The sequence below is a fragment of the Streptococcus sp. 27098_8_186 genome, assembly GCF_041432055.1.
GTDB lineage: Bacteria > Bacillota > Bacilli > Lactobacillales > Streptococcaceae > Streptococcus > Streptococcus dentalis.
In genome coordinates this window covers 84,793-105,197 of the sequence record NZ_JAPVYV010000006.1, presented here as the reverse complement: position 1 = coordinate 105,197, position 20,405 = coordinate 84,793, and the positions used below count along the sequence as shown (strand labels likewise).

General features: G+C 45.2%; 20 protein-coding genes and 1 pseudogene. 1 reads left to right on the top strand and 20 read right to left on the bottom strand.

Going from position 1 to position 20,405, the window contains the following annotated elements; translation table 11 throughout:
* Positions 1 to 25: 25 nt before the first annotated feature.
* The 6 genes from rplB to tgt all read right to left on the bottom strand — a co-directional run bounded on the left by rplB (position 26) and on the right by tgt (position 4,411).
* A complete protein-coding gene (rplB, locus tag O3602_RS06965) occupies positions 26 to 859 on the bottom strand; it encodes a 50S ribosomal protein L2 (RefSeq protein ID WP_270300032.1) in 834 nt (277 codons plus the stop codon).
* A 17-nt stretch (positions 860 to 876) separates the two neighbouring features.
* Positions 877 to 1,173 (bottom strand): 50S ribosomal protein L23, encoded by a 297-nt coding sequence (locus O3602_RS06960; protein WP_003009593.1) that lies wholly within the window; start codon positions 1,171 to 1,173, stop codon positions 877 to 879.
* Positions 1,173 to 1,796 (bottom strand): 50S ribosomal protein L4, encoded by a 624-nt coding sequence (gene rplD / locus O3602_RS06955; protein WP_003010827.1) that lies wholly within the window; start codon positions 1,794 to 1,796, stop codon positions 1,173 to 1,175. The genes O3602_RS06960 and rplD overlap by 1 nt, the downstream gene beginning before the upstream one ends.
* A gap of 24 nt (positions 1,797 to 1,820) precedes the next feature.
* The gene (rplC, locus tag O3602_RS06950; protein ID WP_003010846.1) at positions 1,821 to 2,447 is read right to left on the bottom strand and encodes a 50S ribosomal protein L3; all 627 of its coding nucleotides are present in this window, start codon (positions 2,445 to 2,447) and stop codon (positions 1,821 to 1,823) included.
* Positions 2,448 to 2,528: 81 nt separating this feature from the next.
* On the bottom strand, positions 2,529 to 2,837 hold the full coding sequence (gene rpsJ, locus O3602_RS06945) for a 30S ribosomal protein S10 (RefSeq protein WP_003009585.1): 309 nt from the start codon (positions 2,835 to 2,837) through the stop codon (positions 2,529 to 2,531).
* A gap of 431 nt (positions 2,838 to 3,268) precedes the next feature.
* Positions 3,269 to 4,411 carry a tRNA guanosine(34) transglycosylase Tgt gene (gene tgt, locus O3602_RS06940; RefSeq protein ID WP_003010858.1) on the bottom strand — a complete coding sequence of 381 codons (1,143 nt, stop codon included), beginning with the start codon at positions 4,409 to 4,411 and terminating at the stop codon, positions 3,269 to 3,271.
* A gap of 150 nt (positions 4,412 to 4,561) precedes the next feature.
* Between tgt and O3602_RS06935 the strand changes: the two genes are divergently transcribed.
* Complete coding sequence (locus O3602_RS06935; protein WP_151379389.1) at positions 4,562 to 5,431, top strand: DUF975 family protein; 870 nt, start codon at positions 4,562 to 4,564, stop codon at positions 5,429 to 5,431.
* 56 nt (positions 5,432 to 5,487) lie between these two features.
* Here O3602_RS06935 and O3602_RS06930 read toward each other — a convergent pair whose 3' ends face one another.
* The 14 genes and pseudogenes from O3602_RS06930 to O3602_RS06865 all read right to left on the bottom strand — a co-directional run bounded on the left by O3602_RS06930 (position 5,488) and on the right by O3602_RS06865 (position 20,387).
* The gene (locus tag O3602_RS06930) at positions 5,488 to 5,940 is read right to left on the bottom strand and encodes a CoA-binding protein (RefSeq protein ID WP_003010889.1); all 453 of its coding nucleotides are present in this window, start codon (positions 5,938 to 5,940) and stop codon (positions 5,488 to 5,490) included.
* 134 nt (positions 5,941 to 6,074) lie between these two features.
* Positions 6,075 to 8,720 (bottom strand): DNA polymerase I, encoded by a 2,646-nt coding sequence (polA, locus tag O3602_RS06925; protein WP_003010861.1) that lies wholly within the window; start codon positions 8,718 to 8,720, stop codon positions 6,075 to 6,077.
* A 257-nt stretch (positions 8,721 to 8,977) separates the two neighbouring features.
* Positions 8,978 to 10,441, bottom strand: coding sequence for an alpha-L-fucosidase (locus O3602_RS06920; protein WP_155173226.1), 1,464 nt, complete (start codon positions 10,439 to 10,441; stop codon positions 8,978 to 8,980).
* Positions 10,442 to 10,582: 141 nt separating this feature from the next.
* Positions 10,583 to 11,359, bottom strand: coding sequence for a tryptophan synthase subunit alpha (trpA, locus tag O3602_RS06915; protein WP_151379391.1), 777 nt, complete (start codon positions 11,357 to 11,359; stop codon positions 10,583 to 10,585).
* Between the two features lies 1 nt (position 11,360).
* On the bottom strand, positions 11,361 to 12,566 hold the full coding sequence (gene trpB, locus O3602_RS06910) for a tryptophan synthase subunit beta (RefSeq protein ID WP_371611415.1): 1,206 nt from the start codon (positions 12,564 to 12,566) through the stop codon (positions 11,361 to 11,363).
* Entirely contained in the window at positions 12,556 to 13,143 is a 588-nt protein-coding gene (locus O3602_RS06905; protein ID WP_371611414.1) for a phosphoribosylanthranilate isomerase, read from the bottom strand. The genes trpB and O3602_RS06905 overlap by 11 nt, the downstream gene beginning before the upstream one ends.
* The gene (gene trpC, locus O3602_RS06900) at positions 13,130 to 13,897 is read right to left on the bottom strand and encodes an indole-3-glycerol phosphate synthase TrpC (RefSeq protein WP_371611413.1); all 768 of its coding nucleotides are present in this window, start codon (positions 13,895 to 13,897) and stop codon (positions 13,130 to 13,132) included. Before trpC ends, O3602_RS06905 begins: the two co-directional genes overlap by 14 nt.
* A complete protein-coding gene (trpD, locus tag O3602_RS06895; protein ID WP_371611417.1) occupies positions 13,894 to 14,898 on the bottom strand; it encodes an anthranilate phosphoribosyltransferase in 1,005 nt (334 codons plus the stop codon). Before trpD ends, trpC begins: the two co-directional genes overlap by 4 nt.
* 9 nt (positions 14,899 to 14,907) lie before the next feature.
* Positions 14,908 to 15,468 (bottom strand): annotated as a pseudogene (locus O3602_RS06890) (aminodeoxychorismate/anthranilate synthase component II); the annotation flags it as partial.
* Positions 15,465 to 16,823, bottom strand: a complete 1,359-nt coding sequence (gene trpE, locus O3602_RS06885) for an anthranilate synthase component I (protein WP_371611412.1) — start codon at positions 16,821 to 16,823, stop codon at positions 15,465 to 15,467. The pseudogene O3602_RS06890 and the gene trpE, both read right to left, overlap by 4 nt.
* Before the next feature lie 582 nt (positions 16,824 to 17,405).
* Positions 17,406 to 17,768 (bottom strand): DUF1304 domain-containing protein, encoded by a 363-nt coding sequence (locus tag O3602_RS06880; RefSeq protein WP_371611411.1) that lies wholly within the window; start codon positions 17,766 to 17,768, stop codon positions 17,406 to 17,408.
* Between the two features lie 15 nt (positions 17,769 to 17,783).
* A complete protein-coding gene (locus O3602_RS06875) occupies positions 17,784 to 18,212 on the bottom strand; it encodes a MarR family winged helix-turn-helix transcriptional regulator (protein ID WP_003010887.1) in 429 nt (142 codons plus the stop codon).
* 268 nt (positions 18,213 to 18,480) lie between these two features.
* Entirely contained in the window at positions 18,481 to 19,110 is a 630-nt protein-coding gene (locus O3602_RS06870) for an HAD-IA family hydrolase (RefSeq protein ID WP_003010895.1), read from the bottom strand.
* A complete protein-coding gene (locus O3602_RS06865) occupies positions 19,107 to 20,387 on the bottom strand; it encodes an MATE family efflux transporter (RefSeq protein ID WP_371611410.1) in 1,281 nt (426 codons plus the stop codon). The genes O3602_RS06870 and O3602_RS06865 overlap by 4 nt, the downstream gene beginning before the upstream one ends.
* Positions 20,388 to 20,405 lie beyond the last annotated feature (18 nt).

Below are 20,405 nucleotides of genomic sequence, written 5' to 3'. Positions count from 1 at the left end.
GAAAGTGTAAGCTAGTTGCTTATGATTATTTTTGGTTGCGACGACGAACGATAAGTTTGTCTGATTTCGCTTTCTTGTTACGAGTTTTAAGACCAAGCGCAGGTTTACCCCAAGGAGTAGATGGCGCTTTACGTCCAACTGGTGCTTTACCTTCACCACCACCGTGTGGGTGATCATTCGGGTTCATTACAGAACCACGAACTGTAGGGCGAACACCTTTCCAGCGGTTACGTCCCGCTTTACCAAGGTTTACAAGTCCATGTTGTTCGTTTCCGACAACACCAACTGTAGCACGGCAAGTTCCAAGAATCATACGAACTTCGCCTGATTGAAGACGAACAAGTACATATTTACCTTCAGAACCCAATACTTGAGCAGAAGCTCCAGCAGCACGTACCAATTCTCCACCTTTACCAGGTTTCAATTCGATGTTGTGGATCAAAGTACCAACTGGGATGTTAGCAAGTGGAAGAGCATTTCCGACTTTGATATCTGCTTCTGGTCCTGATACGATGCGTTGACCTACTTCAAGGCCTTTAGGGGCGACGATGTAAGCTTTCACACCGTCAGTGTAGTGTACAAGCGCGATGTTAGCTGAGCGGTTTGGATCGTATTCGATCGTTTTAACGACTGCTTCAACTCCATCCTTATTACGTTTGAAATCGATCAAACGGTAATGACGTTTGTGTCCACCACCTTGGTGACGAACAGTGATACGACCGTTGTTGTTACGACCTGCTTTGTTTTTAAGAGAAACAAGCAAAGTTTTCTCAGGTGTGTTTGTTGTGATTTCAGCGAAATCCAAAGAAGTCATATTACGGCGACCGTTTGTTGTTGGTTTATAAACACGAATTCCCACGATATTTCCTCCTTAGATTATTCAGCTTCAGTAGCAAACAACTCGATTGCTTTAGAATCAGCTGCAAGCGTGATGATAGCTTTTTTAGTTTTTGAAGTAAAACCAGTGTAACGTCCAACGCGTTTTGCTTTAGGTTTTACGTTTACAGTGTTCACATTCGCAACTTTTACACCTTCAAACGCAGCTTCAACAGCTTGTTTGATCAAAAGTTTGTGAGCGCGAGTGTCAACTTCGAATACATATTTGCCTGCTTCAAGTTGAGCCATTGACTTTTCAGTGATAACAGGTTTTTTGATAACATCATACAAATTCATTATGCAAGAACCTCCTCGATTTTAGAGATAGCTGCTTGAGTAACAAGAAGTTTGTCACTATTTGCGATGTCAAGAACACTTGCAGTTGTAGCAGTCGCAACTTTCACGTTTGGAAGGTTACGAGCTGAAAGAGCTGCGAATTCATTTCCTTCTTCAAGAATAACAAGGACTTTAGAATCGATGCTCAAAGCTGCAAGAACTTTTGCAAATTCAGCAGTTTTTGGAGCTGTAAATTCAAGAGAATCAACGGCTACAAATTTGTTTTCAGCAACTTTTTCTGAGTAAACAGATTTAAGTGCAAGGCGACGAACTTTTTGAGGAAGTTTGTACGCATAGTTACGTGGAGTTGGTCCGAAGACGATTCCACCACCACGCCATTGTGGAGAGCGGATAGAACCTTGACGCGCACGTCCAGTTCCTTTTTGACGCCATGGTTTGCGTCCGCCACCTGAAACGGCTGAACGGTTTTTAACTGCGTGAGTTCCTTGACGAAGGCTAGCACGTTGGCTGATGATCACATCAAATACAACTGCTTGGTTTGGTTCGATACCAAAGATCGCATCGTTAAGAACAACTTCGCCCGCTTGTTTACCAGTTTGGTCGAATAATGTTACATTTGCCATTTTGACTGTATTCCCCTTTCCTTATTATTTACCAGCCTTAACTGCTGACTTGATAGTGATAAGAGATTTCTTAGCACCTGGTACGTTACCTTTGATAAGGATAACGTTCTTTTCTGGAACAACTTGTACAACTTCAAGGTTTTGAATTGTTACACGATCGCCACCCATGCGTCCTGCAAGGTTTTTACCTTTGAATACGCGGTTAGGTGCAACAGGTCCCATAGAACCTGGACGACGGTGGTAACGAGAACCGTGAGCCATTGGTCCACGTGATTGTCCGTGGCGTTTGATAACACCTTGGAAACCTTTACCTTTAGAAGTACCAGTTACATCAACAATGTCTCCAGCTTCGAAAGTGTCAACTGTGATTTCAGCACCAACTTCCAAGCCTTCAACGTTTTTGAATTCACGAATGAAGCGCTTAGGAGCCGTGTTAGCTTTTGCTACATGTCCTTTAGCAGGTTTGTTGCTCAATACTTCGCGTTTGTCATCGAAACCAACTTGGATAGCGTTGTAACCATCTGTTTCAACAGTTTTAACTTGAAGAACAACGTTTGGAGTTGCTTCGATAACTGTTACAGGGATCAATTCGCCAGCTTCAGTGAAGATTTGAGTCATTCCCACTTTTTTCCCTAAGATTCCTTTTGTCATGAGAAAATAGTTCCTTTTCTATAGTTTTTTATTCAAAAAGTTTTTAACGAGCGTTTTTTATGCTCTGGATCAAGCTTTAGATTAAAGTTTGATTTCTACGTTTACACCACTTGGAAGATCCAATTTCATCAAAGCGTCAACTGTTTTTTGAGTTGGGTTGATGATGTCGATCAAACGTTTGTGTGTACGCATTTCGAATTGTTCGCGAGAATCTTTGTATTTGTGAGTCGCACGAATGATTGTGTAGAGGCTACGCTCAGTTGGAAGTGGGATTGGACCCGCAACTTGTGCACCTGTACGAGTAGCTGATTCTACGATTTTTGCAGCCGCTGTGTCGAGTGTACGGTGTTCGTACGCTTTCAAACGGATGCGGATTTTTTTGTTTGCCATCTTTTTCTCCTTTTCGTCTATTTAAGATAATAGGCTAGCTCCACAAGAAAACCGACGCGCGTTGCGTGGCAATGCAACCGAGCGTGTCGCAACCTCTTGCATCAAAGCTAATAGCTGTTTTTCACAGCACCATAGTAGTTTAACACAAACAGAGGCCCAATGCAAGGGATTTGAGAAGATTTTTTTCGTTTTTTTGATGAAAGTGTTTTCGAAAGAAATTGAGTACTAAAAAAGTTGCTATTATATAGGAAAAAGGGAGCGAGACAGAACAAATTTATATCCAATTTGTTCGTCGTCTCGCCCCCGCACAGTTGATTAGGTTATCTTTAGAGCTTAACAAGCGAACAAAGATACCAATCAACCACTGCGTCTAGCAGTTATTCCTATTATTCTCAGATGGCTGTAGTCTTTTTTCTTCCTATTATCTATTTCTAGAAATTCCGTCCTGATTTGTTATAGCCATATTTTTCGACGAAATGCTCACGGAATTCTAAGAGATTGTCATCCATGATGGCTTGACGAACCTGCTTCATGAGGTTGATCAAGAAGTACAGGTTGTGGTAGCTTGTCAAGCGAATGCCGAAGGTCTCATCTGCCTTGAGGAGGTGGCGAAGGTAAGCTCGGGTATAGTTCTTACAAGTGTAGCAATCACATTCGGGATCTAGCGGTGTAAAGTCTTCTGCAAATTGCGCATTTTTCACTACTAGGCGTCCTTGACTAGTCATACAGGTACCATTTCGCGCAATCCGCGTCGGCAAGACACAGTCAAACATGTCCACTCCACGAATAACGCCATCAATCAGACTGTCTGGAGCTCCTACTCCCATGAGATAGCGTGGCTTGTTTTCTGGTAAGAGCGGAGTAGTGAAATCAAGCACGGCATTCATCTCTTCATGGCTTTCCCCAACAGCTAAGCCACCGATGGAATAACCTGGGAAGTCCATGCTGACCAAATCTTGGGCAGACTGACGGCGCAAGTCTTCAAATCCAGCCCCTTGGACAATCCCGAAAAGACCTTGATCATGAGGGCGACGGTGAGCCTTCAGGCCACGTTCTGCCCAACGACTGGTCCGTTCGATCGATTTTTTCACATAATCATAGGGCTGATAGAACTGAGGGCATTCATCAAAGGACATCATGATGTCGCTCCCTAGATTGTTTTGGATGGAGATGGCTTTTTCTGGAGAGAGGAACATCTTCGAGCCGTTGAGGTGATTTTTAAAGGTTACCCCTTCTTCGGTGATATTGCGGGTATCCGCTAATGAATAGACCTGAAAGCCTCCACTATCTGTCAAAATGGGCTGGTCCCAGTTCATGAACTGGTGCAGTCCTCCTGCTTTTGCGACTAGATCATCCCCGGGACGAAGCCAGAGATGGTAGGTGTTGGCCAAGATAATTCCGGAGCCCATTTCCTTGAGTTCTTCTGGCGATTGGGTCTTAACGGTTGCCTGAGTCCCTACAGGCATAAACATTGGGGTCGGGAAGGTCCCGTGAGGGGTGATAATTTCTCCCAGACGAGCACCTGTATGCTTTTCTTTTTTGATTAATCGATATTGAATCGGTGAATCTGTCATGGTTACCTCCGTACTGGGAAAAACAGTCCCAGCCTTCTTATTCCTGTCACAGTTTTCCTGTGAGCACCTGTACGATTGTACCAAATTTTACCGGCTCTGTCACGGACTTATGTTATAATAAAAAGTACTACTATGAAGAGAGTGTCATCTATGAACCTTAAACTGATTCGCCTCCGGGCACGTACCATGCAAGTCCAGCAACCGGGCTTAGCTATCCTTTTTGCTCTTCCGGTCCTGTTGACCATTCTTGCTAACTTTCTCTTAAGTGGGCAAGATCTGATCGATCTACTACCGGATATGACCTTGCTGCAAGCAAGTATCTACATGATCCAGCGGCAGCTCTTTCCTTCTGTCGTCTCCTTTGTCATCTCCATTTTAGTGGTTGGTGCGACTTTTAGCTATTTAGATACGATTAATCCCAAGATCGAACACCGAACACGCGTCTTAGATATCTTTAAACAAGACCGCTTTACCTCTGTATTTGCCACCTTGATCTTAAAGCAAGTCGTCCTCTTTTTATGGGGAATCATCCTCTATGTGGGGAGTCTCATCAGCACCTACGCTAGCATTCGATTTTTGGCGATCTACGATAAGGTGAGCAACCCTAGCACCCTGAGTGCTTCTAGTCCTGAATTCCAATCTCTCATGCAACAAATGCCTCTGATGACTGCTGGTGTTGTACTTGGCCTGATTGGCCTCCTCTTTTATCTGCCACAATACTACAGTCTCAGCTTGGTCGAATTGATCCTCTATGAGCAATTACGAGACGGCGACTACAAGGGAGCCTTTGGAGTCCTTCGCCAAAGTCGTGAAACCATGAAAGGGTTCCGCAGCAATCGCTTGGTGCTCGATCTAACCTTGGTTGGTTGGTACTTCTTGAATTACTTCACGCGCGATGTCATCGGCTTTTATACCATGCCTTACTTTATCAACTGCCAAATTGCCTTTTATGATCAAATCAAGCAGATTAAACAAGGGCCGCGCCATTTTACAGGCCATCCAAACCATGAAACTGAATAAGAGTAAGAAGAAAACCCCAACAAGCTGGGGTTTTCTTCTATTCAATTGTTTATCATTTATAAACCGTATAGGGAGTCTCCTAAGAGCAGTCGGGTGTGTTCCCGTTTGATACAGCGGTTCATGACGATATCTTCTCGTCCAGCTCCACGAAGGATTTCTTCTGCTTCTTGATTTTCCAGCTCCAATTGTGCCCAGAAAATTTTCGCATCCGTCTCAATAAAATCACGTGCCACATCTGGTAAAAACTCACTGCGACGGTACACATCAACGATATCTACTGGGAAAGGAATTTCCTGTAGGCTAGCATAAACCGTCTCCCCAAGGATCTGACCACCGGCTGCACGAGGGTTGACAGGAATAATCCGATAGCCCCGCTCTTGCATCTCCTTGCTAACACGATGACTGGTCGTATCTTCATGGTCAGATAATCCAACCACAGCGATGATCTTGCTGGTTTCTAGGTAATGTTTGATAATGCCATCACTAGGATTGCGAAATGAATAAGCCATAAGAATCTCCTTTTGTATGCGTTTCCTTTCTTTAAATAGTATAACAATACGGAAGGCATTGCAAGTGTTTGTCGTTAAAAGCGGTAGGAAACTGAAAAGTCTCCTACCGCTTTCTGTTTTGAACAAACTCAATTTTATTTGGCTTCATACCATGTTTTGCCTTCATTCTCATCAGCTTCTAGTGGAACTGCAAGTTCGATAGCGGATTCCATAGTCTCTTTGACGAGTTCTTTAATCGCTGCCAGTTCATCACTTGGTACCTGCAGAACGATTTCATCGTGCACCTGAAGAAGCATCTTGGTCTTGTATGCTCCTCTTTCTAGCGCTTGGTCCAAGTGGATCATGGCAATTTTCAAGATATCTGCTGCCGATCCTTGGATGGGTGAGTTGATAGCTGTCCGCTCCGCAAAGCCTCGAACATTGAAGTTGCGAGAATTGATATCTGGAATCTCCCGACGACGCTTGAAGAGGGTTTCTACATAGCCTTTGTCACGCGCTTCCCGTACCACTCTCTCCATATAGTCCTTGATGCCAGGGTAGCGTTCGAAATAGGTCTCAATGTAGGCCTTGGCTTCTTTTCGACTGATCCCCAGGTTGTTAGACAGGCCAAAGTCGGAAATTCCATAAACCACACCGAAGTTTACTGCTTTTGCATTGCGGCGGTCATTTGGCGTCACATCTTCTGGTTTTTCAATGTTGAAGACGCGCATAGCAGTCGATGTATGGATATCTGCCCCATGCTTAAAGGCATCAATCAAATGCTCATCTCCTGAAATATGGGCCAAGACGCGCAGTTCGATCTGTGAATAGTCCGAACTCAACAAGACACTGTTTTCCTCTTCTGGGACAAAGGCCTTACGAATAAGACGGCCTTGCTCCAAACGGACAGGAATGTTTTGCAGGTTGGGATCCACGCTGGACAAGCGGCCTGTCTGCGTCAAATCCTGTACATAACGGGTATGGATCTTCCCATCTTCCAAAATCCAATCTTGAAGACCGATGACATAGGTTGACTGGATCTTAGCAATTTGGCGGTATTCAAGAATCTTAGACACGATTGGTTCAATTGGAGCCAGGCGTTCCAAGACATCAACAGCTGTTGAATAGCCGGTTTTGGTCTTCTTAGTATATTCAAGAGGGAGTTCCAATTTTTCAAAGAGGATGACGCCCAATTGTTTTGGAGAATTGATGTTGAACTCTTCTCCTGCAAGCTCGTAGATTTCTTGGGTCAAGCGCTCCAAGACCACTTCGTTTTCCACCTGCATGTCTTCTAGGGTCTGGCGCTCTACCTTGATCCCCGCGATTTCCATCTTGGCCAAAACAGCTGCTAGTGGTTGCTCCATATCATAGAGCAAATCTAGCTGGTCATGGGCTTGCAACTGCTCCATCATAGGCTCTTCGGTATCCAGTAGAACAGCAACTTTCCGTGCCAAATGCTCTAATAGGACTGCCTTTTCTGGGATAGCTTTTTTTGCTCCCTTGCCATAAACGACTTCGTCCAGCGGCAGCGCAATCTGACTATAGAGACTCGCAATGGTTGAAATCTCATTGTCCTCTACGGTCGACAAGAGATACTTGGCCAATCGACTGTCAAACGCGGGATTTTGAAGGGTAATGCCCAAGTGGCTGAGCAAGACCTTGGCCCGTTTAAAGTCATAGACCTTGAGGGGCGTTTTTTCGAGAAATTCTTTGAAAATCGGTGTTTGTAAAAGACCAGTATCTGTACTCGCGTAGAGCTGACCTTTGGTCCCCCATGCGAAACCGATAATGGGTTCTGTATGGTAATTGTCCCCAAAAATCTCAAAATGGAAGAAACTATCTTCCGTGAGCATATCTGAAGTGACTTGCTCGACTTCTGTATAGTCAATAGCTACAGGAGCTGCTTCTTCTCCACTGAGATCCAAGGCCTGACGGAGTTGCTTAAAGCCCATCTCCTCATAAAACTTGGCGAGATTTTCTAGATGAGGGCCTGTATAGGTGATATCGTCCAGGCCAATTTCAATGGGCGCATTAGTATCGATGGTTGCGAGAGTCTTAGACAGATAGGCCTGCTCCTTGTCGTTGATGAGGTTTTCCTTCATCTTAGAAGCCTTCATCTCGTCGATATGCTCGTAAATGCCATCGAGAGAACCGTACTCTAGGAGTAGTTTGATCCCGGTCTTTTCTCCGATCTTAGTAACACCTGGGATATTATCCGATTTATCTCCCATCAAGGCCTTGAGGTCGATAAATTGCTCGGGTGTCAGCCCCATCTTTTCTTTGAGATAGGCTGGAGTGAATTCCTCAAACTCCGCTACCCCTTTTTTAGAGATTTCAACCACCGTATTGTCATCTGTCAGCTGGATCAAATCCTTATCCCCAGAGACAATAGTCACATCAAATGGCACCGAGGTAGTTTCTGCCATCTTATCCAGCGTTCCAATAATATCATCCGCTTCATACTGAGCTAGCTCATAATGGCGGATCCCCAAATGATCCAGTTGTTCACGAATGAAAGGAAACTGCTCACGGAACTCATCTGGAGTTTTTGCACGGCCCCCTTTGTAGTCGGCATACATCTCCGTCCGAAAAGTCGTCTTTCCTGCATCAAAAGCAACGAGGACATGGGTCGGTTGGATGCGCTCCAAGAGATGACTCAACATGAGGTTAAAGCCATAGACCGCATTGGTATGCAAACCATTGGCATTTTTGAAGCGATCAATTTGATGATAGAGTGCGAAAAAGGCACGAAAAGCGACGGAAGACCCGTCGATGAGTAGTAATTTATTCTTTTTTTCCATAGGCCTATTATACCACGAATCATAAGGTCTCTGGTACATAAAAACTCTACCCTTTCGGGTAGAGCCTTCTTTAGGAGTTTCTTATGAAAAATGAAGAGAAGTGTTTATTCGCCGTAACAAGAACCTTGTTGTGGCAATTTCTTAAAGCGTTTTGGATAATTAACTGAGATTTTCATTTTCTGTACCTCATTTCTTATTGGATGAGTACAGTATACAAGAGAAACCTAAACGATTCCTTATAGAAAGCTTCAAGAAAACTAAAAGCTGAGGCGCAAAACACGCGGTTGTTTTTTGCTGCAAGCTGGTAACTGAAGATGGAGCCCTGTCTCATCTTGGCTCCAAGAAAGAAGCTGACTTTCTCCAAGGAGCTCTACCTTTTGAATGCGCGCATGAAGAATTCTCGGTTGCTTGAGATCATAGGCGAGAGACGGCAAGGTCAGCTCTTCTGTCCTTCCACTTGGTTCCAGCTGGATAGCATAAAGCAGGCCTTCACGCATGGTATAGCGGAAATCTTGGCTGGTATAGAGTGGCGCTTGCCCGTCTGAGAAGGAACCTTCCTGGGCCTCGGTCGGTCCGTCCGATGACACCCGCCAAGGCCGACTCTGATAAATGGCTTCTCCATTTACCGCCAGCCAGTCCCCGATCTCTGTGAGGATGTCTTGGTCTTGCTCAGGGATAGTGCCATCTGCCTTGGGCCCAATATTGAGCAGAAGATTGCCATTTTTTGCCACAACATCAACTAAATTTTGCAGCAATTCCTTACTGTTCTTGTAGGCTAGTTCCTGGGTATAGCACCAAGAATTACGGGCGATCGCGGTATCCATTTGCCACGGAAAGGCTTGCGTCTCTCCGTATCCTCCCCGCTCCATCTCGACGATTCCTGAACCGAAAGGGAGGGCATCCTGTTTGTAACAAACAGCCACCTTGCGATCCTCTTGTGCTGCTAGATTGTAATAATAAGCCAAAAAGCGCATCAAGTAGGGACGGAAGCTCTCATGCTGGATCCACCAGTCAAAATAAAGGAGCTCTGGCTGGTAGTCCCGCACCAGTTCACAGGTTCGCAAAAGCCAGTCTTCCAAGAATTCTTTACTTGGATAAGGCTTGGAAGTCAGATCAAAATGATCCTTGGGCTCTGGCTTGGCTGGCCAATAAAGGCTGTCTCTTGGGACTTCTTGCGGAATGTCACTAGTGAATTCCTTGCCATGTGAAAAGAAAAACTGGTGTTCTGCCCGGTGAGAGGACGTACAGAAGTGCAGGCCACGTTTTTCTGCTTCCTCCCTCAACTCCCCTAAAACATCTCGTCTCGGCCCCATTTCTAAGCTATTATAAGACGAGAGAGTAGAGGCATACATCTGAAAGCCATCGTGGTGCTCCGCAACTGGGAAAAGATACTGAGCTCCCGCTTTTTGAAAGAGATCTAGCCAAGATGCCGGATCAAAACGATCGGCTGTAAATAGAGGAATGAGATCCTTATAACCAAAGCTAGCCTGGTCTCCAAAATGCTCTCGATGATAGTCATAGCAAGGATTCCCTTGGATATACATATTTCGCGAATACCATTCCGAACCAAAGGCAGGTACACTGTAGACCCCCCAGTGGATAAATATTCCAAATTTGGCATCTCGATACCAATCTGGACAGACTTGATGGCTAAGAGAGTCCCAGGTTGGTTCAAAAGGACCTGACTGGACAACTTGATCAATCTCTTCAAGGCTTATCATTCTCTTCTCCTCTTTTCTTGTTACTACCTCTATTGTAACGAGAAAGCCTCGTTTGTAAAGACAAACGAGGGGAATGTTTAAAATAGTAGACAAAGAGCTTGATCTAGGAGAATCAAGCTGATGATGAATGGAATGAACCTTCTAGCCCTTCACTGCTTGAGAAATAAAACGTGCGATGGCGTCTGTCTCCCCTTGGTGGAGAGCCTTAACGATTTTAGACCCCACAATAACCCCATCTGAGACCTTGTTGAAACGGTGAACATCCTCCATGCTGGAAACTCCAAAACCTGTTAAAACAGGAATGGATGCTATTTCGTGTAATTGGGCCAAGTGGTGATCCAAATCATCTCGATAGCTACCAGCTTTCCCCGTCACTCCATTGACAGCAACGGCATAGATAAATCCTTCTGCATCTTGGATCAATTTCTTTTGGCGCTCGATTCCTGTGGTTAGGCTCACTAGCGGCACCAAAGCGATGTCTTTATCCACTAATAGAGGCTCTACCAGATCCGCATGCTCATGAGGAAGATCCGGAATAATCACTCCCTTGACCGCTGTTCCTTCTACATCTCTAAAAAAGTTTTCGAGCCCATATTGGAACAAGGGGTTGAAATAGGTCATGATAACCAAAGGAACACTTGTCTCCAAGTGCTGGATCGTTTGCACCAGACCCTCTGTCGTTGTCCCATGGGCTAAACTGCGCAATCCTGCCTCTTCAATCACAGGGCCATCTGCCACCGGATCTGAAAAAGGAATGCCAACTTCAATGGCTGAGACACCAAGCTCCTCCAAAAATTGGATGGTTTCCTGCAAACCTGCCAGGCCTTTTTCATGATCTCCTGCCATGATATAAGGAACAAAGATCCCTTGCTGCTGGTCTTTCAGCTTTTGTAAATGCTCTGTTAAGGTCTTTCCCATCTTACTCTCCTCTCTCTTGTTCTAGGCGGTCTTTGACTTGTACCACATCTTTATCCCCACGACCTGATAAGCAAACAATCATGGATTTTTCAGGCCCCATCTCCTTGGCCAATTTCACCGCATAGGCGATAGCATGGCTCGATTCCAGAGCTGGAATGATTCCTTCTACTTTCGAAAGCAATTGAAAGGATTCTAGGGCTTCTTGGTCTGTCACAGGCACATAGGTTGCCCGCTTGATGTCATGGAAATAAGAATGCTCTGGCCCAATTCCTGGATAATCGAGACCTGCTGAAATCGAGAAGGCTTCTAAAATCTGTCCATGGGCATCCTGTAAAACATCCATCAAGGCTCCGTGAAGGACTCCCGGACGTCCCTTGGTCAAGGTTGCTGCATGCTGGTCTGTATCTACCCCAAGGCCAGCAGCTTCTGCCCCATACATGGCAACAGAGGTATCCTCAACAAAAGGATAAAAGAGGCCAATGGCGTTCGATCCGCCTCCTACACAGGCTAGGACTGCATCTGGTAGAGCCCCGTCATTTTGCTCTGCAAATTGGCGTTTGGCTTCTCGACCGATGACACTTTGAAAATCACGGACAATCTCTGGGAATGGGTGAGGTCCTAGAGCAGAACCCATGATATAGTGGGTATCCTCCACATTTGCTACCCAGGCTCTAAGGGCAGCATTGACCGCATCCTTGAGGACACGTGACCCATCTGTTACTGATTGAACCTTGGCGCCCAATAACTCCATCCGAAAGACATTGAGGGCTTGGCGTTTGACATCTTCTTCCCCCATGTAGATGGTACATTCCATATCAAATAAAGCAGCAGCTGTTGCTGTTGCAACACCGTGCTGTCCAGCCCCTGTTTCTGCGATGATCTTCTTTTTGCCCATCCGGTGTGCCAATAAAACCTGTCCTAGGGCATTATTAATTTTATGAGCCCCTGTGTGGTTGAGGTCTTCTCTTTTAAGAAAGATCTTGGCTCCACCGACATACTTGGTTAGATTCTTAGCGTAATAGAGCGGTGTTTCCCGACCGACATATTGTTTCAGAAGCTGATCCAATTCTGCTTGAAAAGAAGGATCTGCTTGACTTTCTCTGTAGGCTTCTTCTAATTCTAAAACTGCTGTCATCAAGGTTTCAGGGACAAATCGTCCCCCGAACCGCCCATAAAATCCGTTTTTATCTGGTTGTTTATATGCCATGCTTGACCCTTTCTATAAATCGTTTTATTTTTTCTTGATCTTTTATTCCATTTGTCTCGACCCCACTGGATACATCCACCGCATAAGGATGAAAGAAGCGAATGGCATCTGCTACATTGTCTTCCGTCAAGCCTCCTGCAATAAAGAAGGGCTTTGTGAAGTTTTGGGTTTCGAGTTCTTGCCAGTTAAAAGTCTCTCCACTTCCTGCTACAGGAGCATCAAAGAGCAGATAATCGGCACTGGTCTCAGGAAGAGCTGCGTCTTTTCCCACTTGAACAGCGCGAATCGTTTGTTGGGGAAACTCTTGCAAGATGGTTTCATCTATCGGCCCATGCACCTGTATCAGGTCCAAGCCCACAACTTGGCAAGCTTGCTCCACTTCTTCTCTTTGTGGTGATACAAAAACACCGACTTTTTGAACCCTCTTTGGAATGCCTGTAGCCAACTCCCGGGCTTGCTCCAGCGTGACTTGCCGTTTGCTTGGTGCAAAAACAAAACCAATGTAGTCCGCACCGGATTCAACAGCTGTCTGGACAGCTTCTGGAGTGGACAATCCGCAAATTTTAACCTTTGTCAATCTGCAACTCCTTTACTTTTTCAGCCACATTGTCTGCCTTCATGAGGGCTGTCCCAACGAGAATGCCATTAAAATAAGGAGCCAGCATGCGCGCGTCTGCTACTGTGAAAATAGCAGACTCAGAGATGTAAACCGGTTCTTGTTCAAAACTGGTCGCCAATTCAAGGCTAGTATGAAGATCTGTCTCAAAGGTCACCAAGTTGCGATTATTCACCCCGATGATCTGAGCCCCAATCCGGTGAGCGACCTCTAGTTCTGTCAGATTATGAGTCTCCACCAAGACCTCCAGGCCAAGATGGGTCGCAAAATCATAGAGCTCTTTCAGACGAGTCTCTGGTAAGGCTGCAACTATCAACAAGATCACGGTCGCCCCTGCGTTTCGCGCCCGAATCACTTGCTTTTCATCCACAATGAAATCTTTGTTGAGGGTGGGAATACGCACCTGACTAGATATTTCGCGGAGATACTCGATACTGCCCTTGAAAAACACTTCATCAGTCAAGACAGAAATCATCACGGCCCCATTTTCTTCGTAAGTCTTAGCCTGCGCGACGATATCCACATCGACATGAATATCTCCCAGACTCGGGCTAGCCTTTTTCACCTCCGCAATGACCTGAAGCTTTTCTGGATGACTCTTTAGGTAATCATACAGGCGGTAGGTCTCGCGCAAAGGTTGGAGTTCCTCTTCTTTCATCGCAGCCACTTCACGCGCCTTTTCCTTTAGAATCTTTGGCAAGAATTCTTGACTCATTTTTGATACTCCTGTAATAATCTCAATTTCTCAAGGGCAGCCCCACTGGCAATCACTTCACGTGCCAAGGTAATTCCCTCCTTGATAGAATCTACCTTGCCGTTGGCATAAAAACCAAGGCCAGCATTCAAGACCGTCACCTCTAAGAAGGGACTCGCTTCATTCTTCAAGACACTGAGCAAAATTTCCGCATTGCGTTTGGCGTCTCCACCTCGTACTTGATCAATTTCAATGCGCTCCATTCCTATATCTTCTGGTTGAAAGCTGGATAAGGTAACCTGTCCATCTTCCAGAATAGCGAGCTGAGTTGCTCCATCAAGGCCTGCCTCGTCCAAACCTTGTGGACCACTCACCACCACTGCCCGTTTCCTTCCCAAATTCTTTAGAATCTCCGCCGTACTTTCTAGCATATCTGGACGACTGGTTCCCAATAGCTGGCTTTCTAGAGGAACTGGATTGATAAGAGGACCAGTCAAATTCATCACGGTTGGAACTCCTAATGCCAAGCGAGCTGGCATAATATAGCGCATACCAGGATGCAGATTTTTGGCGAACAGAAAGACAATGCCCGCCTTTTCAAAAACTCGTCCCAAGTCTTCTGGACCCAAATCAAGGTTAATCCCTAGAGCTTCTAGTACATCCGCAGAACCGGATTTGGAAGAGATCGAACGATTTCCGTGTTTCGCCATCTTGATGCCACCACCAGCAAGGACGAAGGCAGCTGTTGTTGAAATGTTGAAACTATACGAACGATCGCCCCCCGTTCCACAATTGTCCATTGCTCCTTGAACTTCTGTGGGAATAACGACCGCATGGGCCTGCATCACTTTTGCAATAGCCGTCCGCTCTTCAACCGTTTCTCCCTTCATTTTGAGACCTAGAAGAAGGGCCGTTACCTGTGCTTCTGAAGCACGACCAGCAACGACTTCCTCCATGGCAGCTTCTAACTCTGCACCGGTTAGATCCATTCCTTCCGCTACTTTTGCAAGCACTTGTTTCATCTTCCGCTCCTTGACGAGTTTGACAAAATTTTCGATGGTCTTGAGCCCATCTGGCGTCCCGATACTTTCTGGATGGTATTGAAAACCATAAATTGGTAAGCTGCGGTGTTGAATCCCCATAATCGCTTGATCATCCGTCGTCCGAGAGGTAATGACAAAATCCTCTGGCATGTCTTCAATCGTCAGTGAATGGTAGCGCATGACTGGGACCTCTTTTGCGACACCCGCGTATAGCGGAGAGGGAGCTTCTAGCTGGATCTGGCTTTGTTTGCCATGCATGACCTGTGGTGCCAATCCCAAGCGCCCTCCAAAAACTTCCGCAATCGCTTGATGCCCCAAGCAAATCCCCAAGATTGGTTTGACCCCTGCGAAATCTCGGATCATCTCCTCCATCTTACCCGCGTCCTTTGGCCAACCTGGACCTGGAGAAAAGACCAAGGCATCTGCTTCTTGGGCAACTTGGTACAAATCCGGATCATCATTTCGAAGCACCTGGACCTCATCAAATTTTCCGATATACTGTGCTAAATTGTAGGTAAATGAATCGTAATTATCTACTAATAAAATCATCCTTCTTCTCCAATCCTTGTCATCGATTTTGCCTTATTGACGGTTTCTTGGTATTCATTTTCAGCGATCGAATCATAAACGATTCCTGCTCCGGCCTGCACATAAGCCTTCTTATTTTTGAGGATCATGGTTCGAATCGCAATAGCAAAATCAAGATCCCCCGTCACAGAGAGATAGCCAATAGCCCCCGCATAGACCCCGCGTTTCTCTTTTTCTGCCTCATAGATTCGCTTCATGGCTCGAATCTTGGGAGCACCCGAAACGGTCCCAGCTGGAAGAGTTGCCTTCAGAGCCTCAATAGAGGCTAGTCCAGGAAGTAATTGCCCCTTGACCACACTCGTCAGGTGCATGACATAACGAAAGAATTCCACTTCCATATATTTGGTCACTTCAACTGACCCATTTTGAGCGATACGCCCAATATCGTTTCGCCCTAGATCCACCAACATTCGGTGTTCTGCGACTTCTTTTGGATCCCCTGTCAACTCAGCTGCCAATTGCCGATCAGTCTCTTCATCGATCCCTCTGGGACGTGTGCCAGCAATGGGATTGGTTGTCACCACTCGATCCTTGACCGACACCAGACTTTCTGGACTAGCACCGATAATTTGGTACTCCCCAAAATCATAAAAGTAGAGATAATTCGAAGGATTGGTCACGCGCAAATTGCGGTAATAATCTAGCGGTTTCCCTGAAAAATCAGCTGAAAAACGTTGACTGAGCACGCATTGGAACATATCTCCTTTTCGAATATAGTCCCGGGCTAAGGCCACCATTTCCTCAAACTCTTTTTGCTCCAAATGATTGTGGAAATGAAGCGCATGCAGGTCCTTGTCCTGAAACTCTTCCTTTGCAGGTCTTGCCAATTGTGCTAACACTTGCTCCAAGCTCGACGCTTGCTCTGCTTCACTCCGTCCACTATAGAGGTTCTCTTCCACCACATAGACCTTTTCCTTTTTGTGATCAAAAATCACATAGCTTTCATATAAGAAAAAGTGAAGATCTGGTGTGCCAATCGTATCTTCAGGAATGGAACCAATGTTCTCATAGAGGCCAATCAAGTCATAACTGACAAATCCAATCGCCCCACCGTTAAAAGGAAGCTCTTCAGAAGTTTTCGTTTTGACCGTGATGCGGTTCAAAAAGTCTAAAGGATCCTCTTCAACAATTTGATCATTGTAATAGAGGACGCCATGTTCAAACTTGACTTCACTGACTGGCCGATAGGCTACAATTGAAAAACGCGCATTCTCTTTTTCACGAGGAATTGACTCTAAGATCATTTTATGGGGCGCATCCAAACGCATATAAGCCAAAATTGGACTCAACACATCAGCAGATAAAACTTTTTTCATATCAGAAACCTCTCTTCTACAACTCTTTTATTCTAATAAATTCAACCGCACCTTGGCTTGCTAAGGCGATCAAGGGTATCCCATCGCTCTGTTTGCGCTTTGGGATCAATGTGCCTAAGCTCGCTTCGCTTGCTAAGGCTATTAAGGTTATCCCATCGCTCTGTTTGCGCTTTGGGATCAATGTGCCTAAGCTCGCTTCGCTCGCTAAGGCACATAGAAAAGCCCTCACACAAAAACTGTGTGAGGGCGTAGTGTCCGCGGTGCCACCTCTTTTATAGGGAAAAATAGCTGGTCTTTCCCTACATCTCTATCTCCTCTATCAAGGAGTTGCACGGTAAGGGGTGCCAACCGAATTCACATGGGTTAAAATTCATTGATCATAACAGTCCAATTTTCATCAGTCGCTATTGCTTGTTCACAATTCCCACAAGCTCCCTGGAAATAGCTGACTCATTACTTTTCTGTTGCTACCATTATAACCCTTTTTCTTAGAAAGTCAATAAAAATTTTAGTCTTTTTTTATACTTTTTTCTACACTAATTTAATAAAATCAGCTCAAAGAGCCCTAGCAGCCCGTCCTTTTTACCCCAAAAATAAGATACTCAACAAAGCCAAAATTGCAGGGCCACCTTGGGTCAAGATAATCTTTTTATTAGCTGTCATCGCACCGTAGGCTGCAGCTCCAATAATAAAGAGTACAAAAATCGTAACAACTTCACTATTTTTAGAGACAAACAATCCATACAAGAGGAACACCCCAATCAAGGCATTGTATATCCCTTGATTCTTAAATAAAGAGGTCACAGATGGGCGAGCGAGTTCTTCTTTATCCATGTTGAAAACCCGACTTGTGGTATCAGATGTGGTTTTGATGCTCTCCAAATAAAAAATATATAAATGCTCCAGTGCAGCAAGACTTGCTAAAATAATCGTCAGTAATGACATCGTAGATTCTCCTTTTTATTCAACTGTTATTTGTTCAATGCCAGATACTAATTTGTCCAGCAGGTAAGAAAATTGCTCTTGTTCTTGAGCAGTCAAAATCCGACTCATCTGTTCTTTCACCGCCACATGATGGCGAGGGGGATGTTTGACCAAACGATTATAGGCCATATCCGTCAAATGAATTAAGATTTCCCGCTGATTCTTTGGATTTCGACTCCGATGGACAAATCCTTCCTTTTCTAATATTTTGAAATGCCGCGTTAAAGCCGCTGGATCAATCCGCAAGCGCTCCTGAACCGCGATCTGATTGCAAGGTGCTTGTTCTAATAAATCCTGCAAAATTTGATAACGTGTTAAGCTAATCCCTAGGCGCTTTTCAAAAAGTTGCGTAGTTGATTGATCTGCCAAACGTAGTTGGTAGAGCAAATCATTTATTTCTGCCATGTCCCTTCCTCTATTCATTTTTGATAAATCAATAATTGACTAATCAATTATAAAATATTTCATATCCTCTTGCAAGAAAAAGAACTTGCACTATTCTTTCACACAAAAAAAGCCGCCTGATTTGGCGACTCTTAGGGAGATTATTATGAAAAAGAAAAGTTTTAGGATTTTTCTAAACAAAGTTAGGAGGTCTTTGTTTATGCTTTTATTATAGCGGACATTTCTTAAAGAAAGCTTACGACTTTATTTCAAAATGAAAACAAATTCTTTACAGATTCTTTTCAGCGTTTAAAATACCTGGGATATCTAGTAAGGTGTTCATCTGATGGTTGCCTTGATAGTCAGACGTCAAGAAATTGATACTCTGAATCTGGCTATTTCTTGCAAAGTCAATATCCAGGCTCCGATCCCCAATATAGTAGGTATTTTCTGGCTCCAACCCGTACTTCTCCATCAGATACCTAGCAGCTTCTGGGTCAGGCTTGCGGGCAAAACCACTTTGACTGGTCAAAATCTCTGTAAAAAAAGATTCCAAACCCAAATCCCGTAGGATGACAAAGGCATTCTCTCCCTTATGAGTATAGACAAACTGCTCAATTCCAGCTTCTTGTCCCCAGGATAGGACATCACGCGCCCCATCCATCAGAAGGACCTGGGCATTTTTCTCCGCTAGACTTTCTGCTCGGCGATGATTCAAGTCGGTCACATCCAGATGATACTCCTCCGCCACAGCTACTAAAAGATCTTGAACCGAATGCTTCAAGATGTAGTCTTTAATGCTGGCTCGATCAAAGGGAAGCTGATAAGTTGCATAGGTCTCCTCAAGACCTGCTAAAATAGCATCATAGGAATCCAGCAAAGTTCCGTCCAAATCCCAAATAAAGGCTCGTTTTGTCATTTTTTCTTCTCTCCTACTTTTCGTCTATATAGCTGACTCAAAAATAGCCAACGGAAACCATTGTCGAGCAGTGTCCCCGTCCAGACCCCTGGAAGGCCAAAGCCAAGGGTTACTCCAAGCAGATAACCGGCTCCAATTCGAATGACCCACATGCCAATCGTCGTCGCATAAAATGGAAGCTTCCCATTTCCCAAGCCTTGCCAAACAGCTGTATAGATGACCGTTCCTGCTGTAAACGGCGTTCCCAACAAAGAAAAGAGGACAACCGATAAACTAGCTTCTACTGCTTTTGTATCTTGTGTGTAGAGATGGGTTAGAAGAGTGCCACCGAAAAAGATTCCCAAGGCAATGGGTAACATGAACACGAAGGACAACCAGTAAGACTGCTTTCGAAAGCGGGCAATCTGCTCAAGATCACCTTCACCCAGGCTCCGTGCTACGAGCATGACCGTCGCTGTGGCCACCCCAAACACAGGCATGTAGTTAAACTGGGTCAAGGTCTCTCCGATGGCATTTCCTGCGACTGCCTCGGTCCCAAAAGCAACCACGATCGCAATGATTACCACATCTCCAGCCCGCATCATCAGCCGCTCTCCGGCAGCTGGAAGTGCTAAGTTCAAGAGCTTACGATCCAATCCCCAACCAAGGGGTGCAAAAGGTAGCTGGACCTTTTGCCACAAGAGGATGACGCCCACCAGACGGGCCAGCACCGTCCCCAAAGCTGCTCCGACAATGCCCCAACCAAAAAGGAAAATGGCCACAGAGGAGAATAGAGCATTCAAAACATTGGTCAACAAGCTCACATACATAGGAATACGTGGATTGTTGGCCACCCGAACCAAGGAGCCCAAGGTCGTCATCAATCCTAAGAGAACTATGGTCCCGCCAACCAAGGAAAGGTAAATCCCCCCGCTTTCGGCTACTGCAGCTTCAGTCCCCAACAGCGAAATCATCTGGCGTCCAAATAACAGCGAAGCCCCTCCTAAGAGAGCACTCAACAGTAAGGTCACCTTCAGTGACTCTGTCGCATGGTAGGCAATATTATCTTGATCTTTTTCGCCCAAGCTTTTGGACATGACACTGGCAACTGCCGCACCCAGTGCCAAAAAGATAGCCTGATAGATGGTGATGATGTTTCCTGCGACGGAAACACCTGAAATGGCAATCAAGCCCAGGTGAGCCACTAAATAAGAGTCCACCATGCCCATCAGCATTTGTAAGAAATTTTCACCCATGGCAGGAAGGGCGATGTTTAAGATTTTTTTGTATGAATTCATGAGTATATAAAAGAGCCA